Origin of the sequence: Glycomyces albidus (assembly GCF_009451885.1) — a bacterium.
Classification (GTDB): Bacteria; Actinomycetota; Actinomycetes; order Mycobacteriales; family Micromonosporaceae; genus Glycomyces; species Glycomyces albidus.
In genome coordinates, this window is sequence record NZ_WIAO01000015.1 from 40289 (window position 1) to 66441 (window position 26153).

At 71.9% G+C, this 26153-nt stretch carries 22 protein-coding genes and 1 tRNA gene; 13 read left to right on the plus strand and 10 right to left on the minus strand.

What is annotated here, in order from left to right; genetic code table 11:
• Nucleotides 1–2 precede the first annotated feature (2 nt).
• Nucleotides 3–509, plus strand: coding sequence for an arginase family protein (locus tag GFD30_RS13585; RefSeq protein ID WP_153025746.1), 507 nt, complete (start codon nt 3–5; stop codon nt 507–509).
• A gap of 41 nt (nt 510–550) precedes the next feature.
• Here GFD30_RS13585 and GFD30_RS13590 read toward each other — a convergent pair whose 3' ends face one another.
• Together GFD30_RS13590 and GFD30_RS13595 are read right to left on the minus strand one after the other, a co-directional pair.
• Nucleotides 551–877, minus strand: a complete 327-nt coding sequence (locus GFD30_RS13590; protein ID WP_153025747.1) for a MoaF-related domain-containing protein — start codon at nt 875–877, stop codon at nt 551–553.
• Between the two features lie 155 nt (nt 878–1032).
• Entirely contained in the window at nt 1033–1953 is a 921-nt protein-coding gene (locus GFD30_RS13595) for a hypothetical protein (protein WP_153025748.1), read from the minus strand.
• A gap of 289 nt (nt 1954–2242) precedes the next feature.
• On the opposite strand from GFD30_RS13595, the gene GFD30_RS13600 reads away from it, so the two are divergent.
• A complete protein-coding gene (locus GFD30_RS13600; RefSeq protein ID WP_194201962.1) occupies nt 2243–5287 on the plus strand; it encodes a BTAD domain-containing putative transcriptional regulator in 3045 nt (1014 codons plus the stop codon).
• A gap of 252 nt (nt 5288–5539) precedes the next feature.
• Here GFD30_RS13600 and GFD30_RS13605 read toward each other — a convergent pair whose 3' ends face one another.
• From GFD30_RS13605 to GFD30_RS26995, 4 genes are all read right to left on the minus strand, one after another.
• Nucleotides 5540–6364 carry a DUF4097 family beta strand repeat-containing protein gene (locus GFD30_RS13605; RefSeq protein WP_153025750.1) on the minus strand — a complete coding sequence of 275 codons (825 nt, stop codon included), beginning with the start codon at nt 6362–6364 and terminating at the stop codon, nt 5540–5542.
• Complete coding sequence (locus tag GFD30_RS13610) at nt 6361–7020, minus strand: response regulator transcription factor (RefSeq protein WP_153025751.1); 660 nt, start codon at nt 7018–7020, stop codon at nt 6361–6363. Before GFD30_RS13610 ends, GFD30_RS13605 begins: the two co-directional genes overlap by 4 nt.
• A complete protein-coding gene (locus GFD30_RS13615; protein WP_194201963.1) occupies nt 7008–8273 on the minus strand; it encodes a sensor histidine kinase in 1266 nt (421 codons plus the stop codon). Before GFD30_RS13615 ends, GFD30_RS13610 begins: the two co-directional genes overlap by 13 nt.
• 90 nt (nt 8274–8363) lie before the next feature.
• Nucleotides 8364–9017: an excalibur calcium-binding domain-containing protein gene (locus GFD30_RS26995; RefSeq protein ID WP_322633228.1), complete on the minus strand. Its 654-nt coding sequence runs from the start codon at nt 9015–9017 to the stop codon at nt 8364–8366.
• Nucleotides 9018–9219: 202 nt separating this feature from the next.
• On the opposite strand from GFD30_RS26995, the gene GFD30_RS13625 reads away from it, so the two are divergent.
• Nucleotides 9220–9942, plus strand: coding sequence for a methyltransferase domain-containing protein (locus GFD30_RS13625; RefSeq protein ID WP_153025753.1), 723 nt, complete (start codon nt 9220–9222; stop codon nt 9940–9942).
• Between the two features lie 294 nt (nt 9943–10236).
• A complete protein-coding gene (locus tag GFD30_RS13630) occupies nt 10237–12726 on the plus strand; it encodes a heavy metal translocating P-type ATPase (RefSeq protein ID WP_322633229.1) in 2490 nt (829 codons plus the stop codon).
• A gap of 103 nt (nt 12727–12829) precedes the next feature.
• On the opposite strand, the gene GFD30_RS13635 is transcribed toward GFD30_RS13630, so the two are convergent.
• A tRNA-Pro gene (locus GFD30_RS13635) sits at nt 12830–12906 on the minus strand.
• A gap of 124 nt (nt 12907–13030) precedes the next feature.
• Nucleotides 13031–13927 carry a metallophosphoesterase gene (locus tag GFD30_RS13640; protein WP_153025754.1) on the minus strand — a complete coding sequence of 299 codons (897 nt, stop codon included), beginning with the start codon at nt 13925–13927 and terminating at the stop codon, nt 13031–13033.
• A 25-nt stretch (nt 13928–13952) separates the two neighbouring features.
• On the opposite strand from GFD30_RS13640, the gene GFD30_RS13645 reads away from it, so the two are divergent.
• The 5 genes from GFD30_RS13645 (at nt 13953) to GFD30_RS13665 (ending at nt 21258) form a co-directional block, all read left to right on the plus strand.
• Nucleotides 13953–14408 (plus strand): GatB/YqeY domain-containing protein, encoded by a 456-nt coding sequence (locus tag GFD30_RS13645; RefSeq protein ID WP_153025755.1) that lies wholly within the window; start codon nt 13953–13955, stop codon nt 14406–14408.
• 184 nt (nt 14409–14592) lie between these two features.
• Nucleotides 14593–16245 (plus strand): peptide chain release factor 3, encoded by a 1653-nt coding sequence (locus GFD30_RS13650; RefSeq protein WP_153025756.1) that lies wholly within the window; start codon nt 14593–14595, stop codon nt 16243–16245.
• Nucleotides 16245–17102 (plus strand): 16S rRNA (adenine(1518)-N(6)/adenine(1519)-N(6))-dimethyltransferase RsmA, encoded by an 858-nt coding sequence (rsmA, locus tag GFD30_RS13655; RefSeq protein ID WP_153025757.1) that lies wholly within the window; start codon nt 16245–16247, stop codon nt 17100–17102. The genes GFD30_RS13650 and rsmA overlap by 1 nt, the downstream gene beginning before the upstream one ends.
• A 10-nt stretch (nt 17103–17112) precedes the next feature.
• Entirely contained in the window at nt 17113–18045 is a 933-nt protein-coding gene (locus tag GFD30_RS13660; RefSeq protein WP_153025758.1) for a 4-(cytidine 5'-diphospho)-2-C-methyl-D-erythritol kinase, read from the plus strand.
• Between the two features lie 273 nt (nt 18046–18318).
• Nucleotides 18319–21258, plus strand: a complete 2940-nt coding sequence (locus tag GFD30_RS13665; protein ID WP_194201964.1) for an AfsR/SARP family transcriptional regulator — start codon at nt 18319–18321, stop codon at nt 21256–21258.
• 113 nt (nt 21259–21371) lie between these two features.
• On the opposite strand, the gene GFD30_RS13670 is transcribed toward GFD30_RS13665, so the two are convergent.
• Nucleotides 21372–21869, minus strand: a complete 498-nt coding sequence (locus GFD30_RS13670) for a hypothetical protein (RefSeq protein ID WP_153025760.1) — start codon at nt 21867–21869, stop codon at nt 21372–21374.
• Between the two features lie 537 nt (nt 21870–22406).
• Between GFD30_RS13670 and GFD30_RS13675 the strand changes: the two genes are divergently transcribed.
• A complete protein-coding gene (locus GFD30_RS13675) occupies nt 22407–22931 on the plus strand; it encodes a hypothetical protein (RefSeq protein WP_153025761.1) in 525 nt (174 codons plus the stop codon).
• Between the two features lie 414 nt (nt 22932–23345).
• On the opposite strand, the gene GFD30_RS26300 is transcribed toward GFD30_RS13675, so the two are convergent.
• On the minus strand, nt 23346–23840 hold the full coding sequence (locus tag GFD30_RS26300) for a nuclear transport factor 2 family protein (RefSeq protein WP_194201965.1): 495 nt from the start codon (nt 23838–23840) through the stop codon (nt 23346–23348).
• 569 nt (nt 23841–24409) lie between these two features.
• Here GFD30_RS26300 and GFD30_RS13685 point away from each other — a divergent pair.
• Genes GFD30_RS13685 through GFD30_RS13695 form a run of 3 tightly spaced genes read left to right on the plus strand, consistent with a single transcriptional unit; the run spans nt 24410 to nt 26029 of the window.
• On the plus strand, nt 24410–25084 hold the full coding sequence (locus tag GFD30_RS13685; protein WP_153025763.1) for a hypothetical protein: 675 nt from the start codon (nt 24410–24412) through the stop codon (nt 25082–25084).
• A complete protein-coding gene (locus GFD30_RS13690) occupies nt 25084–25677 on the plus strand; it encodes a hypothetical protein (protein WP_153025764.1) in 594 nt (197 codons plus the stop codon). Before GFD30_RS13685 ends, GFD30_RS13690 begins: the two co-directional genes overlap by 1 nt.
• Nucleotides 25664–26029, plus strand: a complete 366-nt coding sequence (locus GFD30_RS13695) for a hypothetical protein (RefSeq protein ID WP_153025765.1) — start codon at nt 25664–25666, stop codon at nt 26027–26029. The genes GFD30_RS13690 and GFD30_RS13695 overlap by 14 nt, the downstream gene beginning before the upstream one ends.
• Nucleotides 26030–26153: the final 124 nt, after the last annotated feature.

Sequence of the window (26153 nt, forward strand, 5' to 3'; positions counted from 1 at the left end):
TCGTGTGGATCGACGCACACGGCGACGTCCAGACGCTGGAGACGACCGAGTCCGGTTACCTCGGCGGCATGGCACTGCGGCTCCTGCTCGGATACCGGGCGGACCTCATCGCCGAACCGCTCGGGTTGCGTCCGCCCGCTCCAGAACGCGCGCTCCTGCTCGACGCACGGGACTTGGACGCCGCCGAAGTCGACTACCTCGCGACGGCACCGCTTCGCCACCGAACACTGGCCGAGCTCTCGCCTGGCGACCTGCCCGAAGGGCCGTTCCTGCTCAATCTCGATCTCGACACCCTCGACCCGGCCGTACTGCCGGGCCTGCGCTACCCGGCTGCGAACGGCCCTGGCGAGTCGGACCTGCTGGGGGCCGTCCGAATCATCATGGAGAGCGGACGAGTCGCCGCCGTGAACCTCGCCTGCACCTGGCACGACGGTGGCCCGCCGATCGCCGTCCGGGAGCGATTGATCGCCTCGATCCTCGAAGCGACCTCAGACCGCAAGGGCGAGTGAACCCGCACCGAGCGTCGCCGACGACGGAGTCGGCGGACGGCTCAGCCCAGTTCCTCGAAGGTTCCTGAGTGGACCTCGCCGGTTCTTCCGCCGTCGTTGCTGAAGGACCAGTACCCGGTGATCGTGCGGTTCTGGAAGTTCATGACGTGCGTGACCGCGGTTCCGGTGACCTCGTTCCATCCGAGCAGATAGATCCGGGACGAGACCTGCGCGACGTGGAGGTCGACGGTTCCGGAGGCGCTCTCGGTGGCGCCGTCGATCTCGGCGTACTGGAGCTTGTTGCCCTCGGACCCGTAGATGTTGTGGAGTACGACCCCGTTGTCCAGACGGATCACGAAGGTCTTCCCCGCGAACGGGAAGTCACCCATCTCAAACCCCTTCCTCGCAGTCGCGGCGAGCCGGCTCCGCTCGACCACCGGCCGACCTCCAACCTAAGATCCGGCCCGCGCCCAAGTCCTCGATTTCCCGATTCCCCGCCTTTCAACCCTCCTTCCGCTTCGCCGGGGTCCACACCTCCCTGTGCTCAGATCGCGCCCGCCGCGAGCGGCTCCTTCGGGTGGTCGAGGGCGTCCAGGAGAGTCGGTGGCGCGGCGCAGTCCCGGATGGCCTGGTCGGCGAGTTCGAGGCGGTTCCTGAACTCCTGATCGTCGGTGCCGGCCAGGGCCTCGAGCGTGGTCTGCCTCCGTTTGAGGGAGCGCTCGAGCCAGGCCCGCCACTCCGGATCGGCCTCGGCACGGGCGACGGTCTCGGGCTTCCAGACCGGCATCGGCGCACCCGAGATCGCGAATCGCGGATTCGGTTTCAGCGCCTCAGGGCCGGGGAGGAAATCACGGATGGCGGCCTCCGTCCAGCCCCGGGAGCGCAGCATCGGCTTCGTCAGCCACACCGACTTGTCGCCGATCCGGACGTACTGCGGCCGCACCGGCGGTGCCGGTGGCTGCAAGGGCGTCGCCGGTTCGGACCGCTGCAGGGATTCCGGCTCGTTCGGCGGCGCCGAAGACGCTTTGGGAGGCGGCTTGTCGGGCGCTTGAGGTGGCGGTGGTGGTTCGATCGCATCGGCCAGAGGGCCGTCGCGTTTCCGGCGCGGTGGGCGGCGCTTCGCCTTGGGACGTTTCGGTTCGGGCTCGACCGTCGGCGGGCGTTCGGAGGGCCCTACCGCCGCCTCCGCATGATCCGTCGGCCGCCGCTCGGCGAGCGCCGCCTCGGCGTTTGCGTCCGCCTCGGGCGGGGCGTCGACCGCGACCGCGACCGTCACCTGCGTTTGTCGGGACTCGTCAGGCACCGCATGGAGATCGTGGGTGGGCGGTCTCGCAGCGGCGGGGCTCGCCGCTGTCCCCGCGGCCGATTGGAGAGCGGTCTGGGCGAGGGATTCGACGAGCCACTTGGTGAAGTGGTCCCGCAGCACCTCGGCTGGGATCGTGTCGAACGGGAGCGCCTCGGCCATGACTTCGGGGCCCGGGGCCCTGGCCGTGATCCGGGCAATGAGGCCGTTCGACCTCGTCTGGTCGCGTGAACTGCTTGATGATGTCGTCGTAGCCATCGGACCGTCCTTCAGTTGTCGCGCTTCACCCGGAGGTTCGGCGCGGTATTCAGTTGCTGCAGTGAACCTATCGACGGGCACCGACAGTTTTCACGCTGTTGTCCCCCATCGGGTGATATGTGGTCGCCTTCACGGAGCGGGTGCCGGGCGTCCGCTCCTCGGGCGTTCGAAGGGTCAAGGCAGACTTGCCCGTATGCGTGTACTGCTTCTCGGGTCGTTCGACATCCGCGATGACAAGGACCAGCCGGTCGAGCTCGCCGGAGCGCGGCTTCGCGCGCTCGTGGCGCGGTTGGCGTTCGAAGCGGGGCGGGAGGTGTCGGCCGACTCGTTGATCGACGCGATCTGGGAGGACGACGCGGCCTCGTCGAACGCGTTGCAGGCCCTGGTGTCCCGGGTGCGCAAGGCGATCGGCGCGGACAAGGTGACGCGCGGCGCCGCCGGGTACCGGCTCGACGTCGAGCCCGGGGACGTGGACCTGGTCCGGTTCGAGCGGCTCGCCGAGACCGGCCGCCGCAGCGGCGACCTCGCGGCGCTGCGCGAGGCCGAGGCGCTCTGGCGCGGCCCCGCCCTCGCCGACCTGCTCGACTACCGGTTCGCCCAGAACGAGGCCGTCCGCCTCGAGCGCCTGCGCGCCGAGACCACCCGGGACCGCCTCGCGCTCGAGGTCGCGACCGGCACCGACGTCCTCGCCGAACTCGAGCCGCTCGCCGCCTCGCATGCGCTCGACGAGCGCTGGCAGGCCCTGCTCATGCGGGCGCTCTACACGACCGGGCGCCCCGCCGAAGCCCTCGACGTGTTCGAGCGGACCCGCGAGCGCCTCGCCGACGAGCTCGGCGCCGACCCGTCCTCCGAACTCTCCGAACTGCACCTCAAGATCCTGCGGCAGAGCGCGGCTCCAGCGGAGCGGCCCGTGCGGCGCTCGAACCTGAAGTCGCAGTTGACGAGTTTCGTCGGCCGCGAAGACGACCTCGCGGCCCTCGCCGAGGCGGTCGCCCAGGCGCGGCTGGTCACCGTCACCGGCCCCGGCGGCGCCGGCAAGACCCGGCTCGCGGTCGAGACCGCCGCCCGCATCGCCGCCGACGGCGCCGCACCGGACGGCGTGTGGTTCGTCGAACTCGCCTCGACCACCGACGGCACCGACGTGGCCCCGGCAGTCCTGCGCGCCATCGGCGCCCGCGAAGCGGGCCTGCTGGAACCGTCCGCGCGCGACGCCGCGTCGCGCCTCGAGGAGTACTTCACCGGCCAGAACGCGCTCCTCGTGCTCGACAACTGCGAGCACCAGCTCGACGGGGTCGCCGACCTGGTATCGCGGATCCTCGGCGCCTGCCCGGGCCTGCGCGTGCTCGCGACGAGCCGAGAAGCGCTCGCGATCGGCGGGGAGCGGCTGTACCCGATCCCGCCGCTCGCGGTCTCCGAGGAGGACCCGGAGTCGAGCCCCGCGGTCCGGCTGTTCTGCGAGCGCGCCGCCGCCGTGCGCCCCGGTTTCCGACTCGACGCCTCCAACACCGGTGCGGTCGTCGAGATCTGCCGCCGGCTCGACGGCCTCCCGCTCGCCGTGGAGCTCGCGGCCGCGCGGATGCGGGCGCTCGACGCCGCGCAGATCGCGGCCCGGCTCGACGACCGGTTCGCGCTCCTCGCCGGCTCGGACCGGACCGCGCCCGCGCGGCACCGCACCCTCAGCGCGGTCATCGCCTGGAGCTGGGACCTGCTCTCGGACGCCGAGCGGACCCTCGCCATGCACATGGCCGTCTACCCCGCCGGCCTCGCGCTCGACCGGATCGACGACCTCGACGCGCTCGCCGGGCTCGTCGACAAGTCGCTGGTCGACCGCGACGGCGAGCGGTACCGGATGCTCGAGACGATCCGGTCCTACGCCGTTGCGCGCCTTGAAGAGTCCGGCCAGGCCGAGGCCGTGGCCGACGCGATGGCCAAGGCATGCCTGGAACTGGCCGAACGCGCCGACGCCGAGCTGCGCACCGCCGCCCAGATCGACGCGATGGCCCGCCTGACCGCCGAGCACGGCAACCTCGTCACCGTCATCGGCCGCGCGGTCGCCACCGCCGACATCGAGACCGGCCTGCGCATGGTCGCGGCCCTGTTCTGGTACTGGCACCTCCTCGGCAGTCCTTCGGAGTTCCGGCACTGGACCGAGGCCGTGCTGGCCGTCCCCGCCGAGATCCCGGCGCCGCTCCTCCCGGCCGCACGGATCCTGGAGGGCACCGTCGCCACCGGGCAGTACGGCTTCAGTGCGGGTGATGCCGCGATCAGGGAGGGCCTGGCACTGGGCGAGGGACTCGACGACGACGCGCCCGGCCGGTTCCTCCTGTCGATGGGTCCGGCGTTCCTCGCCGACACGTCGCCGGTCGACGAGCGCGGACTCCAGGGCTTCGAACTGGGCACCGCCCTCTTGATCGCGGCCGCCTCCGGCAGCATGGTCTCCGGTCTCGAAGGCGCCGAGCCGGCCGACCGCGCCGAGGCCGTGTTCGCGGAGCTCGGCGAGCGCTGGGGCCTGGCCTCCGCGCTGCGCATCAAGGCCGAACGCCTCGGCTGGCAGGGCGACCTGAAAGGGTCGGAGGAGGCGGTCGCCGAGGCGGCCCGGCTCCTCGACGAGCTGGGGACCCGCGGCGACGCGAGCGAAGCGTACGGCGAGCTGGCTTGGCGGCACGCCCAGAACGGCGCGTTCGAGCAGGCCTGGGAGGCGCTCGACCGCGGCATCGCGCTCGCCGAGGACGCCCGGGAGCCGTACCGCGAAGCGTACGTCCGGTGGTTCCGGGTGCCGGTGCTCGTCGCCGAAGGGCGGTACGAGGAGGCGCTCGCCGAGCTTCCCGCCGCCGAGCGGTCCCTCGACGGGGCGATCAGTCTCGGCGAGCGGATCCGGGTGATGAGCGTCGCGCTCGCCGATCTCGTTCCGCTGCTCCAGGGCGAGCGGCCGACCCGGGGGATCGCGGGCCTCCGGCGGGAGTACATCGAGGGCGCGGCCGTCGCCGACCTCGCGATCGCGTCCCGTGTGGCGGCGGCGATCGCCCTCGCCGACGGCGACGCGGCACTCGCGGCCCGCCGGCTCGGATTCGGCCGCGCGATGCTCGGCATCGACGACGGACGCGGGTACGATGCGGCGCTGCGCACCGAGGAGCGGGCCCGGGAGACGCTGGGCGACAAGGCGTTCCAGGAGGAGTACGACCGGGGCGCGGCTCTGGGCCGCGCCGATGCGTTCGAGCTCCTGACCGGGAAGCCGTAGCCGCCGGCAGGGGCGACGCCACGGCCCAACGGAAGCGGCCCAACGGAAGCGGCCCAACGGAAGCGGCCCAACGGAAGCGGCCCAACGGAAGCGGCCCCCGCACGATGTGCGGGGCCGCTTCATCGATTGCGTCCACCGCTGTTGAAGATCCCGCGCCGGGCGACTGACGCCGTGATCGGTCGCCCGCCTCCGGATAAGCCGCCGCCCGCGACCGATTCCGGTCGCGGGCGGCGGGGGTTTCCTTCGGGTGGTTCAGCTTCCGTATCGGACGGTGAGGCTGCCGATGCCGCTGGTCACGTCGATGACGTAGTCGGCCCGGCTTGCCGGGTCGGTGGCGATCTCGATGTGCTCGTCGCCGACGCCGCCGTCGAACCGGACGTCGTAGGTGGCGCCGTCGTCGGGGACGACGATCACGACGTCGCCGGTGCCGGCGTCGACGCGGATGTCACCGAGGACCTGGTCGAACTCGAGGTGGACCTCGCCGACTCCGGACTCCACAGTGGTCGACGTCGCCTTGAGGTTCTCGCCGACGATGTCGCCCACGCCGGTGTTGACGTCGATCTCGGCGTCGAGGCCGTCGAGGCTGATGTCGCCGATGCCGAGCTCGGCCGAGGCGTCGGTGCCGGCGGGCAGGCCGAGCGTGTAGTCCGTCTGGCACTGGTCGACGTCGAGGCCGAGGAAGATGCTGCTGTCGCATTCGCCGTTCGCGGTGAAGACCTCGCCGTCCCAGTCCTCGCCGGTCTCGGGTTCGGAGCCGAGCCACTCGGTGTCGAGGCGGAACTCGAGCGCGGGGCCGGCGGCGGCCTCGAGGGTGACCTCGCCGACGTCGACCGTGAGCTCGGCGGCACTCACCGCCTGGTCGAACGCTTCGGTGCGGGTGGCGCTCTCGTCTTCGGAGGAGACCGCCCACGACCAGGCGCCGAAGACGGCGAGGAACGTGAGGAGAAGGGCTCCGGTGATGGCGCCGCCGACGATCCACCACACCTTGCGGTGGGGGTATGCCGGCTCGTCGGGCGTGTCGGCGGCATCGGCCGTGCCGGTCCGGGCCTTGTCGGACTGAGCGGGGGTGTCGATCATGACCGGTCCTTTGCGTTGCCTTGCAGGAACTTGAGAATGGCGAGCACGCGGCGGTTGCCGCTGTCGGTGGGCGGGAGCCCGAGTTTCGCGAAGATCGAGTTGATGTGCTTGCTGACGGCGCCTTCGGAGAGGAACAGGACCGCGGCGATCCCGGCGTTCGAGCGGCCTTCCGCCATGTGCGACAGGACTTCCCGCTCGCGCGGGGTGAGCCGGTCGAGTTCGTCGCCTTCGCGGCGGACGAGGAGCTGGGAGATCACCTCGGGGTCGAGGGCGGTGCCGCCGCCGGCGACGCGGCGCAGCGAGTCGAGGAACTCCTCGACGTCGGCGACCCGGTCCTTGAGGAGGTAGCCGATGCCGCGCATCTGGCCGGTGAGCAGTTCGACCGCGTACCGCTCCTCGACGTACTGGGAGAGCATGAGGACCGCGAGGTCGGGGTAGCGGCGGCGCAGCACGAGTGCGGCGCGGACGCCTTCGTCGCTCTGGTCGGGCGGCATCCGGACGTCGGCCACGACCAGGTCGGGGCAGTCGCGCTCGACCGAGCGGAGGAGCGATTCGGCGTCGCCGACGGTGTCGACGACCTCGATCCCGCCGATCTCCATGAGCCTGGCGAGGCCCTCGCGGAGGAGGACCGAGTCTTCGGCGATCACGACGCGCATGGCAGCTCCGCTTCGATGGTGGTGGGCCCGCCGAGCGGGCTGGTCAGAATGAAGCGGCCGTCGACCGACCGGACCCGGTCGGCGAGGCCTCGCAGGCCGGTGCCGCTCTCGGGGTCGGCGCCGCCGCGGCCGTCGTCGACGACGCGCAGGCGCAGCAGGTCGCGGTCGGCGTCGAGGACCACCTCGACCTCGGCGTGCTCGGCGCCGGAGTGCCGGGCGGTGTTCGTGAGCGCTTCGGAGATCACGAAGTAGGCCACCGCTTCGACGTCGCGTGCGACGCGCCGCTCCATGTCCACCTTGAGCCGCACCGGGATCGGCGAGCGGGCGGCGACCGCCGAGAGCGCGGCGTCGAGGCCGCGGTCCTCGAGGACGGCCGGGTGGAGGCCGCGGACGAGGTCGCGCAGGTCGGTGAGGACCTGTTTGGACTCCTCGTGGGCCTCTGCGAGGGCCTTCCTGGCGTCCTCCGGGAGGTCGGTGAGGGTGGCGCGGGCGATCCCGAGGTTCATGGCGAGGGACGTGAGCCGCTGCTGCGCACCGTCGTGCAGGTCGCGTTCGATGCGCCGGCGCTCCGCATCCGCTGCGTCCACAGTAGAGTCGCGGCTGACGGTGAGGTCGGAGACCCGCAGTTCCAGTTCCTGGGCCCGGGTGGTGCCGGCGAGGAGCTGCCGGGCGAAGACCGCGTCGAGTTCGGCGAGGCCCCGCGTGATCCACGGCGCGGCGAGCAGCAGGATGGTGCCGCCCAGGAGGTACGCGAAGTGCCGCACTTCCAGGCCGCCGTTGAGGCCGAGCAGCGGCGAGGCCATCATGGCCGGCGCGATCGTCCACGCGGTGATCGCGACGGACGCCGCGAGGAACCCGTAGACCCCGGCGATCACGTGGTACGAGAACTGCCGCCAGGTCTTGGTGCTCTTGACGACCCCGACGATCGACTCGAAGGTGAACGTCACCGGCGGCGACTGGTCGTCGGGCCAGCGGATCCCGAGGAACGCCGTATGCCTGGAGCGCTGCACGGCGGTGAGCGCGGCGCTCGTGATCAGCAGCGCCGCGAGCGCGGCGGCCGGGACCACGATCGTGACGAGACCGCCGGCGCCCGCGGCGATCAGCACGCCGATGACGATCCCGCCGAGCGTCCCGACGACCGAGCCGGTCACCAGATGTACGAGGGAGAGCCAGGTTCGGCGCGCCCACAGGCCCGCCACGATCACGCGGGGGGCTCGGCGCCAGGGGAGCGCCTGCGGCACTGAGATGTCCATGCCTAGAACCCTAGGTAGTTCTGCATCTCCGGGCATTGCCGCAGGCGCCCGACTTCGGGGTGAACTTTCCTCTACCCTCGGGCGGCGGGGTCACTCGCAGCCGACGCCGTCGCCGTCCCGGTCGAGGTGGGAGCCGTAGCCGGGGTCGCCCGCGTAGATGGGGTCGGCGCCGGCGGCGCGGACGGCGTCGCAGTTGTCGTAGTAGACGCTGCCGCCGTCGTCATCGTCGTCGTTGCCGCCGCCACCGCCGTCATCGTTGTCGTCGTTGCCGCCGCCGGAGCCGCCTGAGGAGTCCTCGCAGCCGACACCGTCGCCGTCGCTGTCGAGATGGGACCCGTACCCGGGGTCGCCCTCCTCGACCGGCGCGGCGCCCGCATCGCGCGCGGCGTCGCAGTTCTCGTAGTAGACGTCGGAGGCGCCGTCGCCTTCGTCTGCGCCCTCATCGTCGGCCTCCGTCTCCGTGGCCGCCTCGGTGGTCGGCGCCGCGGTGGTGGGCTCCCGGGTCGGTTCGGGCCGGGTCGTCGGCTCGATTTCGGAGGGGCTCTCGGTCGGCGTCTCGGTCGCGACGTCGGTTCCATCCGGGGATTCGGGGTCGGCGAGGTTGCCGATGAGCAGGCCAGCGCAGCAGATGACGACCACGCTGAGGCTACTGACGAGTGCGATTCTCTGGCCGGCCGAGAAGCGGGTCCAGAAACTGGTCGGGGCCCCGTCGGGGCCCGCTGGGGAAGGGGGATTGACGGACACGAGTGCCACCAAGGGGATCGAGGAGTGCGCCGGGGTAGATGCAGGCTATGCCCGGTGGCGCGCGAGGAGAATCCGCTGAGCGGTCGACCGGCTACCAACCGTAAGGACTCCCCCGTTCGAGTGAACGGCGCCGCCGGGAACCCCTGGTTCGAACCACACGTGCACGTTGTTATTGAAAACGAGTCTCAGTTAGGCTCGCGCCATGAGCCACTACCCGCAAGCGGACTTCTACGCCGCCGTCGCCCTCGACTCGTGGGACACGTTCGGCCCGACCGTGGCCGCCGCGCTCGCCCCGTGGGCGGGCCGACCGGGGGTCGCGGTCGACGCCGGCGCCGGCACGGGGCTGTCGACGCAGGTTCTGGCGAGCGTGTTCGCGGGCGAGGTGCTCGCCTGCGAGCCCGCCTTCGCGCTGCGCGCCTCGCTGATGACCCGGGTCACCGGCGACCCGGACCTCATTCGGAGGACGACGGTCCTGCCGTGGGACGTCGACCGCATGATCGGCGAGATCAGCGAACCCCTCACTGTCGTAACGGCGTTCAACATGTTCGGACACGTCGGCGACGACACGCGGGCGGCATTCTGGGCCTGGCTGGGCCGGTGGTTGACCGACGACGGCGTCGCGGTGATCGGCCCGATCGCGGAGCAGGACACCGGGTCGCGGGACGAACGCGAGACGCCGCTGCCGAGCCGCGCGGTCGGGCGGCTGACGTATTCCGCGACGGCCCGAGCCGAAACGATCGACGACACGCACGGCCGCTGGCACCTGACGTGGCGCATTCACGACGGCGACAGGCTGGTCGACGAGCGTTCGTCCAGTTTCGACTGGCAGCGGGCCCACCCTGAGGTGTTGATCGCGGCCGCCGCGGAGCACGGTCTCACCGCCCGCCTGACCGACGACGGGCTGCTGCTCGCGACACGCGCCTGACCGCGCGCGAGGTCGCGCTCTTCGCAGGTGCCTGCGTGTACTCCTCCGCCTGGTCGGCCCTGGGAATGCGCTCGCTGCTCGGCAGTGACCTCGCCCCTGGCGTGCAGTCCCCGGCCAGTCGCCTCGGGGAACGCCGCTCGCCGCTCGTCGCGCTAGCCGCCCGGAGCCCGCGTGCGGTCCTCCGCCGGTCCGGCAGGGAATACCACCTCGTGAGAGGGCGTTGCCCAGGCTTGTCAGATACCCCCATGGGGTATAAGGTCTGAGCGAGAAGCGACCATATGGAAGGAGCCTCCAGTGAGCAGTCACCACGCCCACGGGGACGACGCGAGGCACCACGAGCACCACCACGGACACGGCGAGTCCCGGGACAGCGGGCACGGCGAGCCCGGCCACCACGATCACAACAGGCACTCCGGGGACGGTGCGCCCGCCGACGCCGGAGTTTCGCAGACCCACGGGGCGCACGGCGCCCACGGCTCGCCCGACACCGCAGCGAACAGTGCGGGCACGCAGGCTCACGGCGAGCACGCCGACCACTCCGCTCACGATGCCGACGCCGCTGGAAACCGAGAAGCCCATCACGACCACGGCGGGCACGGCTCGCATGAAGCGCAGGGCGGCCACGGCACCCACGGCGCACAGGGCACCGACCACGCCCACGGTCGGCATGGGGCCCAAGGTGATCATGGAGCCCACAGCGGCCACGGAGGCCACGACAAGCACGCCGGTCACGACCCCGAGATCTTCCGGCGCAAGTTCTGGCTCAGCCTGATCCTGACCGTCCCGCTGGTCGTCACCAGCCACATGATCATGGACTGGTTCGGGTACACACTGGACTTCCCCGGCATCGAACTCGTCGGGCCCGTGCTCGGCACGTTCGTGTTCTTCTACGGCGGCTGGCCGTTCCTCGTCGGCGGCGTCCGCGAGATCCGCGATCGCGCCCCCGGCATGATGCTCCTGATCGCCACCGCGATCACCGTCGCGTACGCCGCCTCGCTCGCGACCGGCTTCGGCTGGTTCGACCTCGAGTTCTGGTGGGAGCTCGGCGCACTGGTCTCGATCATGCTGCTGGGCCACTGGCAGGAGATGAAGGCCATCGGCCAGGCCCAAGGCGCGCTCGCCGCGCTCGCGGCGCTGCTGCCCGACGAGGCCGAACGGGTGCGGGACGACGGCTCGATCGAGACCGTCCCCGCCTCCGGCCTCGCGGTCGGCGACGTGGTGCTGGTCCGCTCCGGGGCGCGCGTCCCGGCCGACGGCGAGGTCGTCGACGGCGAAGCCGAGATGGACGAGTCCATGATCACCGGCGAGTCCCGCCCGGTGCCGCGGAGCGCCGGCGACCGGGTCGTGGCCGGCACCGTCGCCACCGACTCGGCGATCCGCGTGCGCATCGACGCGGTCGGGGACGACACCGCCCTGGCCGGCATCCAGCGCCTGGTCTCGCAGGCCCAGGAGTCCCGCGGGCGCGGCCAGGTGCTCGCGGACCGGTTCGCGGCCCTGCTGTTCTACGTCGCCATGGCCGCGGGTGTCGCCACGTTCGCGGTCTGGTCGCTGCTCGGCGAGACCACATCGGCGGTCGTCCGCACGGTCACCGTCCTCGTCATCGCCTGCCCGCACGCGCTCGGCCTGGCCATTCCGCTGGTCATCTCGATCACGACGGCGGTATCGGCCAAGGCGGGCATCCTGGTGAAGGACCGGCTCGCGATCGAGCGGATGCGCACTGTGGACGCCGTCCTGTTCGACAAGACCGGGACGCTGACCAAGGGCGAGCACACCGTCGCCGGCGTCAGCGGAGCCGAAGGCGTCGACGGGGACGAGGTGCTGCACCTGGCCGCGGCGGTCGAGTCGGACTCCGAGCACCCGCTCGCCCGCGCGATCGTGGCGCACCACGGCCGGGCGCACGGCGAGGCCGCTCGCGCCTCCGACTTCCGGTCCCGCACCGGCAAAGGCGTTGAAGCCACTGTGGACGGCAAGCGGTACGCGGTCGGCGGGCCGGCCCTGCTGCGCGAACTGGGGGTCGAGGCGCCGCCGGAACTCGACGGCGACATCGACGCCTGGTCGGGCCGCGGCGCGACCGTCCTGCACCTCGTCGCGCTCGGCAGTGCGTCCAACGATCGGGCATCCAACGGCAGTGCATCCAGCGACCATGCGTCCAACGGCAGTGCACCCGACGGCAGTGAGCCGAGGGTGCTCGGTTCGATCGCGCTCGAGGACGAGGTCCGGCCCGAGGCGCGGCAGGCCATCGCCGACCTGCGCGCCCAGGGCGTGCAGAAGATCGCGATGATCACGGGCGACGCCCGCGCGGTCGCCGAGGCGGTCGCCGCCGACCTCGGGTTCGTCGAGGGCCGCGACGAGGTCTTCGCCGAGGTGCTGCCCGCCGACAAGGACCAGGCGGTGGCCGACCTCCAGCGGCGCGGGCTGCGCGTCGCGATGGTCGGCGACGGCGTCAACGACGCGCCCGCGCTGGCGAGGGCCGACGTCGGCATCGCGATCGGCGCCGGCACTGACGTGGCGATCGAGTCCGCCGGGGTCGTCCTGGCGTCCTCCGACCCGCGCGGCGTCGGCGGCGTCCGCCGCCTCTCCAAGGCGAGCTACCGCAAGATGATCGAGAACCTCGCCTGGGCTGCGGGGTACAACATCGCGGCGATCCCGCTCGCGGCCGGCGTCCTGGCCGGAATCGGCCTGACCCTCAGCCCGGCAGTGGGCGCGGTCCTGATGTCGGCCTCCACCATCGTGGTCGCCCTCAACGCCCAACTCCTGCGCCGCGTCAAGCTCACGGCGCAGTGAGCCGAAGGGCCGCAGACCGGAAGAACGGTCTGCGGCCGCACTGCCGTGAACACGCTCAGGGCCGGCTCTCGAAATGAGAGCCGGCCCTGAGCTGTACTTACGGTGGTCGGGTTGACAGGATTTGAACCTGCGACCCCCTCGTCCCGAACGAGGTGCGCTACCAAGCTGCGCCACAACCCGATGTTCTGTTTTCGCGCGCACGCTGGGCGAACGCGTCGATTGGAAATGCTACCCGAACGTCGGGCAGGGTGTCGAACGGGGTCGGGGGCGCGGGGCCCGGTCACACCCGGGCCCCGGCCCGCCGCTAGAACGCCTTCGGGACGAAGGTCAGGAGGCTCGCCTCCGGGGCGCACGCGAAGCGCACCGGCGCGTACGGGCTCGTGCCGAGGCCGGCGGACACGTGCAGCCACATGTCCTCCCACGGGTGGAGGCCCTTGACGCGCTCGCGGTCGATGCCGCAGTTGGTGACGAGGGCGCCGTAGCCGGGCACGCAGACCTGGCCGCCGTGGGTGTGGCCGGCGGCCACGAAGCCGTACCCGTCGGCCGCGAACGCGTCGAGGACGCGCGGCTCGGGCGAGTGCGTGAGGCCGATCGACAGGTCGGCGCTGGGCGGGACGGGACCGGCGACGAGCTCGTAGTCGTCGAGGTCGAAGTGCGGGTCGTCGACGCCCGCGAAGTGGACGTTCATCCCGGCGACGACCTTGTCGGCCGCGGCGTTGTTGAGGTCGAGCCAGCCGCCGTCGACGAGGACCTTCCGCAGCTCCTCGGTCGGGAGCGGCTCCCCGTACTTGTGCTCGTGGTTCTTGTTGAAGTACTGGAGCGGGTTCTTGAACACCGGCGCGTAGTAGTCGTTCGAGCCGAACACGAACGCGCCCGGGGCGCGCAGCAGCGGCCGGAGCGTCTTCGCGACCAGGTCGACCGCGTCCGGGTGGGCGAGGTTGTCGCCGGTGAGCAGCACCAGGTCCGGGTCGAGCGCGGACAGGGACGCGACCCAGTGGGCCTTGCGGACCTGCCCGGGCGTCATGTGCAGGTCGGAGATGTGCAGGACCCGGATAGGCTCGGCCCCTTCGGGAAGCGCGGGCACGGCGAAGTGCCTGAGCGTGTACTGGACGCGTTCGTATAGCGACGCGTAGGCGAGCGCCAGCGCCCCCGCGCCGACCCCGATCCCGGCTGCTGCGGCAAGTCCACGGCTGATCTTCATACCCCCAACGGTAGATTGTCGAGATATGAGTGAGCTAAAGACCCAGTTGGAAACCGATATGCGAGCTGCCCTCAAAGCCAAGGACAAGGTGACACTGGGCACGCTCCGCATGATCATCACGGCGATTCGGAACGAAGAGGTCGCGGGGAGCTCCGCGCGCGAACTCGACGACGCCGAGGTCGTGAAAGTGCTGGTCAAGCAGGCGAAGCAGCGGCGTGAGGCGGCCGAGGCGTTCCGGGCCGGGGGCCGCGAGGAGTCCGCGGAGAACGAGCTCGCCGAGGAGGCCGTCATCAAGCGGTACCTTCCCACCGAGCTCAGTGAGGCAGAAGTCACTCAACTGGTGCGTGAGGCGATCGCCGAGGGCGGGTTCTCCGGACCGAAGGACATGGGCAAGGTCATGAAGGCGATCGGCCCGAAGACGGCCGGCCGCTTCGACGGGAAGGCCCTCGCCGGGATCGTCAAGGCCGAGCTCGCGGGTTAGGGGCGTGAAGGGCTTGCGCTTGCAGACCATCCGCAGCCCCCACCCACCCTGAAGGGGACCGTAGCCCCCACGATTGCGCAGGGGTCCGACAGAAAACCGCCCCCGCGCGGACCGCCGGGCCGTGTCGTTCGCCACGGCTATCGTTGAGGGTCGGGCCCGAAGCATTCGAACACTTGAGGAATCCATGTCCAGCCACATCTCCGCGGAGGCCGCGCGCCGCCGCACGTTCGCGGTGATCTCCCACCCCGACGCCGGCAAGTCGACGATCACCGAGGCCCTGGCGCTGCACGGCCGCGCCATCTCGGCCGCCGGCGCCGTCCACGGGAAGGGCGACCGCAAGGGCGTGGTCTCCGACTGGATGTCCATGGAGCAGGACCGCGGCATCTCGATCACCTCCGCGGCGCTCCAGTTCGAGTATCGCGACTGCGTCGTCAACCTCCTCGACACGCCCGGTCACGCCGACTTCTCCGAGGACACCTACCGGGTCCTGACCGCGGTCGACGCCGCCGTGATGCTCCTCGACGCCGCGAAGGGCCTCGAGCCGCAGACGCTGAAGCTCTTCGAGGTGTGCCGGGCCCGCCGCATCCCCGTGATCACGTTCATCAACAAGTGGGACCGGCCCGCGAAGGACGCGCTCGAGCTCATCGAGGAGATCGAGACGCGCATCGGCATCAAGCCCACGCCCGTGACGTGGCCCGTCGGCGTCGGCGGCGAGTTCCGCGGCGTCATCGAGCGCATCGGGTTCGGCGGGCCGGACGCGACGCCCGGCGAATGGAAGGACGGCCGGCGCGCCGCCGGACCGCAGGTCCCGGGCATGGTCCGGTACGAGCGGTCCCCGGGCGGGCAGCAGTCCGCGATCGCGGAGTACCTCGGCGAAGACGAGGCCGTCGAGCGGTTCGGCGCCGACTACGAGCGCGCCCGCGAGGAGTCCGAACTGCTCAGCGAGGTCGAGGCCGACTTCGATCAGAAGACGTTCGAGCTCGGGCAGACCACGCCTACGCTGTTCGGGGCCGCGCTCGTCCACTTCGGGGTCGGGCAGCTCCTCGACCTGCTCGTGGACATCGCGCCTTCGCCGTTCGCCCGCGAGGACGTCAAGGGGCAGCCGCGCGAACTCGAGTCCGGGTTCTCCGGGTTCGTGTTCAAGTCGCAGGCGAACATGAACGCCTCGCACCGCGACCAGCTCGCGTTCATCCGCGTCTGCTCCGGCCGGTTCGAGCGCGGCATGCAGGTCACGCAGGCCCAGGGCGGGCGGACCATGTCGACGAAGTACGCGCAGACCCTGTTCGGGTCGGCCCGCGACACCGTCGACGAGGCGTGGCCCGGCGACATCGTCGGCCTGGTCAACGCCACCGGCCTGTCCGTGGGCGACACGATCTACGCCGGGAAGGCCGTCGAGTACCCGCCGCTGCCGGCGTTCGCGCCCGAGCACTTCGGGGCGCTCCAGATGCACGACACCTCGAAGGCCAAGCGGTTCCGGCGCGGCATCGCGCAGCTCGACGCCGAGGGCGTCGTGCAGGTGCTCTACTCCGAGCGGCGCGGCGAGGCCACGCCCGTGCTCGCCGCCGTCGGCCCGCTCCAGTTCGAGGTCACCACGGCGCGGCTCCAGGCCGAGTTCGACGTGCCCGCCACCATCGACCACCTGCCGTTCCAGCTCGCGCGCCTGACCGACGCCGAAGGCGCGGCCCGGCTGCGCACCGCGCCCGGCGTCGAGGTGTTCTCCCGCCCGCGCGACGGCGCGTTCCTGGTGGTCCTGCCGAACAAGTACCGCATCCAGACGATCGTGAACGACTACCCGGGCATCGTCCTCGAGCCGCTCCTCGCGGGGGGCCAGGGCTGATGGCGCGCCTGCTGACCTCGGGCGACATCCGGACCCTCTCGCGGGGGCTCGGGATCACCCCCACCAAGAAGTGGGGCCAGAACTTCGTCGTCGACGCGAACACGGTCCGGCGCATCGCCGCGGCCGCCAAGCTCGACGCGGACGACGTCGTCATGGAGGTCGGCCCGGGTCTCGGCTCGCTCACCCTCGCGCTCATCGAGATCGCCCGCAAGGTGATCGCGGTCGAGATCGACCCGAAGCTCGCGCTCGCGCTGCCCACGACCGTGGCGCACCGGGCCCCCGACGAGCACCGGCGGCTCACGGTCGTGGAGACCGACGCCGCCCGGGTCGACCCCGCGCAGCTCCCCGAGGCGCCCACGGCACTCGTCGCCAACCTGCCCTACAACGTGGCCGTCCCGGTCGTCCTGCACGCCTTGGAGACCTTCCCGAGCCTCCGCAAAGGGCTCGTCATGGTTCAGGCCGAGGTCGGCGACCGGCTCACCGCGCAGCCCGGCTCCAAGATCTACGGCGGCCCCAGCGTCAAGATGGCCTGGTACGCCAAGGCCAAGCGGGCCGGCTCGGTGTCCGCGAACGTGTTCTGGCCGGTCCCGAACGTCGCCAGCGCCCTCGTCGCGTTCGAGCGGATCGAGAGCCCCGACGCGAACCGCGCCGAGGTGTTCGCCGCGGTGGACGCCGCGTTCGGGCAGCGGCGCAAGATGCTCCGCCAGTCGCTCAAGTCCTGGGCGGGCGAGGACGTGGACGCGGTCCTCGAGCGGTCCGGGATCGAACCCACCAGGCGGGGTGAGTCGTTGGACATATCGGAGTTCATCGCCCTCGCCGACGCCAAGGAGGCGCTGGGCGGGACCAGCCGAATCTGAGGAGGACCGCATGTCCGGACAGACCGCGCCAGCCGCGCCGCACGCGGGCGTTTCCGTGGACGTCCCCGCCAAGATCAACCCGCACCTGGGGGTGGGCGATCCGCGCGCCGACGGGTACCACGCGCTGTCCACGGTGTACCAGGCGATCTCGCTGCACGACACCGTGACCGCCGAGAAGCGCGAGGAGCCCGGCATCGAGATCACGATCTCGGGCGAGGGCGCCGGGGACCTGCCGACGGGCGAGGCGAACCTCGCGCACAAGGCCGCGAAGCTCGTCGCCCTGTACGCCGGGATCGAACCGGCCGTGAAGCTGCACTTGAACAAGCGCATCCCCGTCGCCGGGGGCCTCGCGGGGGGCTCCGCGGACGCGGCGGGCGCACTGGTCGCGTGCGCGCGCCTGTGGGACGTGGCGATCGGCGACGCGGAGCTGCACCGGCTCGCGGCCGGGCTCGGCTCCGACGTCCCGTTCTGCCTCAAGGGCGGGACCGCGATCGGGACCGGCCGCGGCGAGGAGCTGACGCCGGTGCGCGCCAAGGGGACCTGGCACTGGGTGGTCGCGACGACGGACACGCGGATCTCGACCCCGGAGTGCTACAAGGAGGTCGACCGGCTCCGCGAGGACGGCATCGGCCGCTTCTCCTCCGACGTGGACCCGATCGTGCGGGCGTTCGAGTCCGGCGCGGACGCGGACACGCTGGCGCGGCTCCTGGTCAACGACATGGAGGCCGCGGCGGTCAGCCTCCGGCCCCAGCTCGCCTCGCTCATGCACGGGGGCCTCGAGGAGGGCGCCCTCGCCGCCCACGTCTCCGGCTCGGGCCCGACGATCCTGTTCCTCGCCACCGACGTGAAGCACGCGGTCGCCCTGGCCCGCCGCATCAGGATGCGCGGCGGCGCCCGCAGCGTCCACCTGGCGCACGGCCCGGTGGACGGCCCGGCCGCCTGACCGGTCCCGAAGGCTGAGCGCCGCTCGGCGCCCGGACCGTCGACTGCGCGATCCCGGGTGGACCGCGGCGGCACGGCGCCGGGCCCGGTGGACCGCCCGCCGCCCGAGCTCCCGCCGCCGCACCGACTCGCCGGCGCACTGGTCGACACTGGATAGTGTGTCCCCCGGACACCGCCGGACGGGAAGCGGAAGGCGACCCTCCGCGTTGTCCACAGGGACCGGTCCGACCGTACGGGACCGGCTCCATGCGACGACCGATGCGGAATGTGCGCGATGACAGAGACGATGCGAATCGGACTGCTGGGACCGTTCCAGGTCACCGACGGGGGCGTGCCGAAGGCCGTCGACGGGGGGCGGCAGCGGGCGGTCCTCGCCGCCCTCGCCCTCGCCGCAGGGAGGCCCGTGCGCAGCAGTGCACTCGCCGCGCACGTCTGGGGCGAGGACACGCCATCGGCGCGGCACCGTCTGCACGCCATCGTCAACCGCCTGCGCCAGACGGTCGCCCCCGAGGCGATCCGCGCCGCGCCCGGCGAGTACACCCTGGACCTGGAACCCGGGGCGGTCGACGTCCACCGGTTCCGGTCCCTGGTGGCCGAGGCCCGGAACGCCGACGGACCCGCCGAACTGGCGCTGCTCGAACAGGCGCTCGGCCTGTGGCGCGGCGACCCGCTGGTCGACGTCGACGCCGAAGGTCTGGTGGTCGCGCACGCCCCCAAGCTGATCGAGGAGCGGATGCGCGCCGTCGAGCGGCGCGCCGATCTCGTCCTCGAGGCGGGCGGCCACGCCGAACTGGTCCCTGAACTCACCGAGCTGACGACCGCGCACCCGCTGCGCGAGTTCCTCTGGTCGCGCCTGATGCTCGCCCTGCACCGGTCGGGACGGCAGGCCGAGGCCCTCGCCGCCTACCAGCGGGTGCGGACCGAGTTGGCCGACCGGCTCGGCATCGACCCCGGGGAGGAGCTCCAGCGCGTCCACCGCGCCGTGCTGCGGCCCGCGGACGCCCCGCCCGGCCAGGCCACGACTCCCGCCCGGGCGCTCCCCGCTCCCGCCCCGGACGTCCCCGCACAGGCCCGAGCCGCCTCCGCAACTCCCGCCCAGGCCGACCCCTCCCGGCCCGTCCCGACCGCGCCGCGGCAGCTCGCCGCCGACATCGCCGGGTTCACCGGGCGCGCCGACCGGCTGGCCGAACTCGACCTGCTCCTCGACACGCTTCTCGACCGTGCCGCTGGCGACGGCCCAGAGGCGTCGGTCGCGGTCATCAGCGGCCCCGGCGGCGTCGGAAAGACGAGCCTGGCCGTGCACTGGGCCCACCGGGTCGCCGACCGGTTCCCCGACGGGCAGCTCCACCTGAACCTGGCCGGCCGGCCCGGTCCGGCCTCCGCCGACACCCCGCTCATGACACTCCTCCTGGCCCTCGGCACCCCGCCGGAGCGCATCCCGCCCGACGCCGACGGGCGGTCGGCGGAGCTCCGCTCGGCGCTGGCCGGCCGGCGAGTCCTGATCCTGCTCGACAACGCCCGCGACGCCGACCAGGTGCGACCGTTCCTGCCCGGCCCCGGAAGCCTGGTCCTGGTCACCAGCCGCAACCGGCTGCGGAGCCTGCGCCGGCGCGAAGGCGCACACCTCATGGAACTCGACCCGTTCACACCCGCCGAATCCGCCGCGCTCCTGCGCAGCGCGCTCGGACCAGAGACGCTGACGGGCCACGCCGACGCGATCGCCGAGCTCGCCGACCTGTGCGGGCACCTGCCGCTGGCCGTCGCACTCGCCGCCGAACGGATCCGCAACACCGGAATCCCGCTACCGGAGCTCGTCGAAGAGGCCCGGGACGACACCGCGCGCCTCGACGCCCTCGACGACGGCGCCGACGACGTGCGCAAGGTCTTCGACTGGTCCTACCGGGCCCTGCCCCAGCGCGAGGCCATGATGTTCCGCGCGCTCGCCGCGGTCCCCGGCCCGGACATCGGCGCCGCCGCAGCCGCCGCCCTCACCGGGACCGCCCCGCCGGCGGCGCTCCGCCTCCTGGAGTCGCTCGTCGACCACAACCTCCTGCGGCGGCACCGGCCCGGCCGGTACGAGCTGCACGACCTGCTGCGGGTCTACGCCGCCGAACTCGCCGCCAGGACGGACGGCGAAGAGCGGCGCCTGGAGTCGCTGTCCCGGCTCTTCGACTGGTACACCGCCACAGGGCTGGAAGCCCGGTTCCACGTGCACCCGGCCTCCGCCGACCCGGGCCTGGAAACGCCCCGCACCGCGGTGCCGCCGCTGCACTTCGACGACGCGCCGGCGGCGCTGGCGTGGTTCGAGACCGAGCACGACAACCTGATCGCCGCCGTGGGCGCGGCCTCGGACGCGGGCCTGGACCGCAACTGCTGGCAGCTCGCGCACGTCATGTGGTCGCACCTGGACCGCTGCCGGGCCTGGCCGGAGATCGCCGTGCTCGGCGAGACCGGCCTGGCCGCGGCGCGGCGCGCGGGCGACCGCCGAGGCGAGGCCGAGATGCTCACCATGGGGGCGAACCTGCGGTATCTGGGGCGCTTCGAGGAGGCGGTCACCTCGCAGCGGGAGGCGCTGGCGATCTACCAGGAGCTGGGCAACCGCAGCGGTCAGGCCTCGGTGCTGAACAACCTGGGGCTGATCTTCCGCAGGATGGGTCGCCACGACGAGGCGATCGACCACCTGCGGCGCTGCGCCGCCATCGACGAGGAGGTCGGGACGCAGGGCGACCTGGCGATCTCGCTGATGAACCTGGATCAGTCCTATATGGATGCTGGGCGTGCGGCCCGGGCTATCGAGGCGGCGGGCCGCTCGCTGGAGCTGCTGCGCGGGCTCGGCCACGTGCGGGGCCAGGGGAGGGCGATGGAGACGATCGGGCGCGCACACGGGCGGCTCGGGGACCACGATGCCGCGGCCTCGTGGCTGCGGCGGGCCGCGGCGGTGTTCGCCGACGTCGGCGACCGCTGGTACCAGTCGGGGACCCTGACCGACCTCGGTCGGGAGCTCCGGGCCGGCGGACGCGGCGCCGAGGCCGAAGCGGCACTCGAGCAGGCCCTCGAGATCGCCGACGCGATCGGCGACCCGCGCGCCGCGGACATCCGCGAACTGCTCGCGGAATGCGGCGACGCCCCTGAGCGGGTACCCGCACAGCGGAAGGGCCTCGCCGCCGAGAACACGGACAAGGCGCCCGGCGAGCACACCGCCGGGCGCCGTTGAACCCGTCGCCCGCTCGCGGCCGGGGCGGCCGCATTCGGGCGACGGGTTCACCCCACGCTCGATCCTGTTCCCGCACCGGGTCTGACGCACCCGCCGCAGGACCGGACCGAGAGTCACATGTCGCGGTTGTCGGGCGTGACGCCCATATCGCGGTTGTCCGGCGCGATGCTCATGTCGCGGTTGTCGGGCGTAATCCCCATATCGCGGTTGTCCGGCGCGATGCTCATGTCGCGGTTGTCGAGCTCGACACCGGCGACCTCGATGCTGTAGGGGGTCTGGAAGATGTCGGGGGAGAGGACGTCCCCTTCGGTGATCCGGACGCTCATGAAGACGCCGTCCGGGGCCGCCGCCCAGTCGCGGCCGCTTTCGGTGCCCTGGACGCACCCGCTGTCATCGGTGCCGACACCCCAGATCTTGTCGTCCTCGCTCCAGATCTTGTCGTCCGGGGCGACGGAGCATACGGTGCCCGGGGCGGCGTCCTCGTTGTCCCCGGCCCAGGCCGGGGCCGCGAACGCGGCCACGGCGAGCCCCGCCAGCGAACCGGCGGCGGCGGTGCGTGCGAGCGCGGCGGCAGTGCGCCGCAGCGGTGAAGTGGTGATCTGCTCGGTCATGGGCCAAACGTAGGCGCGGATGCTCTCGTCCGGCTCACCCTTCGCTCATGCCCCGCTCATGCCGTGCTCATGAAGCGAACAGCGCGAGCAGGCGCGAGAAGGTCGGCATGGAGCCTCCTTCGAATCGGATGTTCGGAAGTCGTCCGGCACGGGGGCTGATGATGAGCTCGATTGCGGGGCCCGATGGAGGCAGTCGAACAGCTCGGGCACCATCGAGTTCAGCGGCTGGTTCAACGAGTGATTCGGAGCAGACGCTGAACCCGCCCGGACGACAGCGGCGACAGACCTTGGTCTGTCGCCGCTGTCCTCGTAAGCCTCAGACTCCTGGGGTCCCTCCCGTCAGCCCTCCAACCGGACAGCACCCCGGGGTGACCAGCTCCTCATCGGCGAGGGCCGCGAGGTCGACGTCGGCGAGCACATGGAGGACACCCGCGGGGTCGACCTCGTTCCAACGGATTCCAACGACCGCTTGGCTACAGAGCGGCCCGATGTGTTCACTGAGCGGGGACCCCAAGCTCGCCGAACAGGAGGACCATCTTGAGAGCGCTCGTATACCGGATCAAGGAACGCGCTGGGCGACTCGTGCTCGCCTTGGTCGCGGCGTTCGCCCTCGCCGCGCTCGCCGCTGTCCCTCAGGGGCATGCCACTGCATCGACGCCGTCGACGCCGCAGGACGCCGCCGAAGCCGCCGCCTTCGACCCAAGCCCGTGGCTCGGCGGATCGAAGGTGCCCGGATCCAACGTCTACCAGGGCAACCGGGGTGTGTACACCCCAACCTATCTGCCCTCCTGCGACTGGCAGTACGTCTGCGTCGCCGTGCTGGAGTATCAGGACCTCTATGTGAACAAGTGGCGCGTGTGGAAGCTCTACCACTGCGGGTCCTACTACCTCTACGACTGGCACGGGCGCGGGTGGATCAACAACAACCAGTCCGGCGGCGCGGTCGTCGGGCGCTTTGACGGCGAGAACCGGTGGCTCGGCAACACCAGTACGGGAGGCGGGTGGAAGGACGTCGACTGGGAACCGGTCTACTGGTTCGACACCTGTTTCCGCTACGAGTGAACCACAGGCTCGTCCGGCCGCCGACTCCCGCTGCGGGAGTCGGCGGCCCGCCGCTGTCGGGCATCGGCGGGATATCGCACGGCGATTCCGCGACCGGCTCGCGCCGGGTCCGGATCGGCAGGCCAGGGCATCTGCGCCCATGCCGACCCGGGACCGCCGGCCCCGGTGGGGTCCGCGGCGGTGGTCGCCCCCGATCTGCGGGCCGTCGCCGCCGCGGCGGCAGCCGGCTGCGGCATCACCGTACTGCCGCGGTACCTGTGCGAGGCCGAACTCGACGACGGGCGGCGGTCCCCCTCCGCGACCCGGAGGTCCCGCCGATCAACACGCTGTACCCGGGGTTCGGGCGCCTCGATGGAAGGAGCGGATGACAGTCCTCAATGGAGTGCTTCACGCGGCGGAGACCGGTGCGATCGCTCAGCGCTCGCGCCGCATCGCGGTCTTCGCGCCCGCGCGGTCGATGATGCGGGTCAGCGCGACCAGGGGCCGCAGCTTGGCGCGGATCGATCGGGCGGCGCGACCGCCGTGCCGCCGCTCCTCCAGGGCCGAGCCGATGCCCTGCATGACTTCCACCGTTCCGGGCAGCGGCCGCAGCCAGAAGGTGACCTCGCCGATGTTCCCGGCCTCATCGAGGCGGATGAGCTGCGCCTCTTCGATGCGCCGGTCGCCGACGCGGGCGTTGTAGAACAGGGCGAAGGTGGAGCCCTCCTCGAGCACGGTGTGGTACGCGATGTCGTCGATGGCCGCGAATGCGGCCTGGAGGATCTCCGTGACGGCGGCCTTGCCTTCGAAGCGGACCAGGTCGGTCAGCGGCGAGTTGAGGACGACGTCGGCGGCGAGCGTGCCCGCGGCGGCGTCGAGGTCGTGCTCCTCGCCGGCGGTGCGCCACGTGGCGATGGTCGGGTGGGTCATGGATCGATTGTGGCAGCTCCGCCACCGCCGCCGGTTCTCGGAGAACCCTTCGCGACGAGGGCGTTCCAGTGGCGCGCAAGGCCGAACGAGCGTCCCCGCCGGAGGTCGCCCGGCAGTGCTCACCTGGGGGTATTCACTCGACGCGGCCCGGCCGCGTCCTCGCGATCCCGGTCCGGAATCCGGCATCTGCGCGTTCCCTGCGGACCCTGCCGCCGCACCACCGGCCGCACGATGCTGGAATCCCGCCGCTGAAGCGCCGGTCGAACGCCTTGAACCGACACTCCGCAAGTTCTGACATTGGTTGCCACCTGTAACGGGACCACGAGTCCCCACCGGTGCGAAGCAACCTCGCGGTCCCCACGGCATGCGGCTCCAGAGCGCGTCGCGCCTCGGCTTCCCGCACGCACATGCCGACCGCGAACCCCCATCAGCACATCGCGGCCGGTGGCCGCCGCCCCGCACATCAGCGCGGAGGCCCGTCATCGGACCGCACGGCACCTTCACGGAGCAGCGATGTCCATCACCCCACCCCCAAGCGCCTGTGGCTGGCCGGAGCGTCTACTCTGGTCGTGGCCGCGGGCGCGGCGACCTGGGCGCTCATGCCCGGCGAATCACCCGATCCCTACCCGGAGCATCCCGAGGCGTACTACTTCGGGGTCGACGACCATGCATTCGAAGACCTCGCGACCATGACCGCGACGTCCGCGCTCCTCGTCAAGGGGACCGTGACCGAGACCGCGCCCGGCGAGACGCGGGAGCTCGGCGACGGCTCCGGTGCGGTCGCGACCGACCGCGAAGTGGTCATCGCCGTCGAGGAGGTCCTCTACAACCGCTACGGGGTCGCCGAACCCGAGACCGTGGTCATGCTCGAAGGCTACTGGTCGGACGGCACCGGCTACACCCTCGAAGGGATGCCGTGGGTCGAGGTCGGCGATTCGGGCTACTTCTACCTGAGCGCGCCGCCCCCCGAACACCGCGACGACGACCGGTACAGCCTCATTCACCTGTCAGGCAGGGTCCTGATCGAAGAGGACCAAGAGGTCGCGATCGCGGGCCACTGGACGGAGGAGGGCCCCTGGGCCGCGGCCGAGCTCTCCACCGCGAGCGCCGAAGCGGTCGAGGTCGAGATCGAAGCGGCCGCGGAGTCGGCCCTCACCGGCGCCGTCGAACCCCTGACCGTCACGGTCTGCGAACCGTCCGATCCCGAAGACGAGAACTCCGAACCCGTCTGCCGGGAGGAATAGTGGCCACCCCGAACACGAAGCGGAGCACGCACATGCGGTCCTCGACCCCCAGGATGATCCTCATCGCCGCCGCCGCGTTCGCGCTGCTCGCGGCACTCGCGGCGCCCGCCCGGGCCGGTCATTCCGGCGACTCGGGCATCGGCAACCCCGACAGCAAGACCCACTGCCTCGAGTACGACGCCCTGACCTCCGACGGCTACAACGCCTCCCAGCACGGCAGGGGGCAGCTCCAGCGCAGTGTGATGACGACCAGCATGAGCTGCGATTCGCTCGACGTGCGGGTGCACGACGGCTACTACGGCACGAGCGGCGACTGGAACGGGCTCGCCGGGATGGCCGACTGCCTCGCCTACCAGTGGTGGAGCAACGTCTGCGAGGTCTATCGCGTGCGGTACAACCTGACGTACGCCGCAGGCTACTCCGATGCCACCTGGGACAGCCTCGGCTGCCACGAGCTCGGCCACACCGCCGGCCTCGGGCACCGCACCGCGTCGAACGACACCGACAACAACTCCTGCATGCGGTCGTCGGTCTCGTCCTCACGCCCCCGGTTCGACACGCACGACGTGAACGCCATCGATGCGCTCTGGTAAGCGCATCGCGGCGGTGACCGCCTCGGCCGTCGCACTCGTCGCCGCCGCGGTCGTCGCGGTCGCCGTGTTCGCGAACCGGCCGCCCTCGGACTGGCCGCAGAAGGCCGAGTTCTGCGCACACGCCGAAGCGCTCGAAGTCGGCTCGCTCGAACGGACTCCGGAAGAGCACCAGGCGGTCCTCGAAGGCCTCGCCGCGACCGCCCCCGACGAGCTCGCCGACGAGTTCGACGATCTGCTCCACTCGGTGGAGCACCAGGATCCGTCCCTGATGGACGAAGACCGGATAATCGAGGTCGGCGAGTACATGGAGGAGACCTGCGGCGTCAACCTGCCGGGGGTCACCGCCGCCTGACCCGCGGGGAGCCGGTGCCGCACCGCTCCGGGGCTCCCGGGTCCAGTGGCGGGGGGGGGGGGGGGGGGGGGGGGCCCCGGGGGGGGGCGGCGCCGGCCGGCCACGGGGGGGGGCCCCCCCAGCC

What these genes read in the sequence shown, in the direction of transcription:
- GFD30_RS13645 (WP_153025755.1), top strand. Translation starts at nt 13,953, where the DNA reads ATGAGTGAGCTAAAGACCCAGTTGGAAACCGATATGCGAGCTGCCCTC.
- GFD30_RS13650 (WP_153025756.1), top strand. Translation starts at nt 14,593, where the DNA reads ATGTCCAGCCACATCTCCGCGGAGGCCGCGCGCCGCCGCACGTTCGCG.
- GFD30_RS13610 (WP_153025751.1), bottom strand. Translation starts at nt 7,020, where the DNA reads ATGCGCGTCGTGATCGCCGAAGACTCGGTCCTCCTCCGCGAGGGCCTC.
- GFD30_RS13665 (WP_194201964.1), top strand. Translation starts at nt 18,319, where the DNA reads ATGACAGAGACGATGCGAATCGGACTGCTGGGACCGTTCCAGGTCACC.
- GFD30_RS13590 (WP_153025747.1), bottom strand. Translation starts at nt 877, where the DNA reads ATGGGTGACTTCCCGTTCGCGGGGAAGACCTTCGTGATCCGTCTGGAC.
- GFD30_RS13695 (WP_153025765.1), top strand. Translation starts at nt 25,664, where the DNA reads ATGCGCTCTGGTAAGCGCATCGCGGCGGTGACCGCCTCGGCCGTCGCA.
- GFD30_RS13640 (WP_153025754.1), bottom strand. Translation starts at nt 13,927, where the DNA reads ATGAAGATCAGCCGTGGACTTGCCGCAGCAGCCGGGATCGGGGTCGGC.
- GFD30_RS13615 (WP_194201963.1), bottom strand. Translation starts at nt 8,273, where the DNA reads ATGGACATCTCAGTGCCGCAGGCGCTCCCCTGGCGCCGAGCCCCCCGC.
- GFD30_RS13605 (WP_153025750.1), bottom strand. Translation starts at nt 6,364, where the DNA reads ATGATCGACACCCCCGCTCAGTCCGACAAGGCCCGGACCGGCACGGCC.
- GFD30_RS26300 (WP_194201965.1), bottom strand. Translation starts at nt 23,840, where the DNA reads ATGACCCACCCGACCATCGCCACGTGGCGCACCGCCGGCGAGGAGCAC.
- GFD30_RS13670 (WP_153025760.1), bottom strand. Translation starts at nt 21,869, where the DNA reads ATGACCGAGCAGATCACCACTTCACCGCTGCGGCGCACTGCCGCCGCG.
- GFD30_RS13595 (WP_153025748.1), bottom strand. Translation starts at nt 1,953, where the DNA reads ATGGCCGAGGCGCTCCCGTTCGACACGATCCCAGCCGAGGTGCTGCGG.
- rsmA (WP_153025757.1), top strand. Translation starts at nt 16,245, where the DNA reads ATGGCGCGCCTGCTGACCTCGGGCGACATCCGGACCCTCTCGCGGGGG.
- GFD30_RS13660 (WP_153025758.1), top strand. Translation starts at nt 17,113, where the DNA reads ATGTCCGGACAGACCGCGCCAGCCGCGCCGCACGCGGGCGTTTCCGTG.
- GFD30_RS13625 (WP_153025753.1), top strand. Translation starts at nt 9,220, where the DNA reads ATGAGCCACTACCCGCAAGCGGACTTCTACGCCGCCGTCGCCCTCGAC.
- GFD30_RS13600 (WP_194201962.1), top strand. Translation starts at nt 2,243, where the DNA reads ATGCGTGTACTGCTTCTCGGGTCGTTCGACATCCGCGATGACAAGGAC.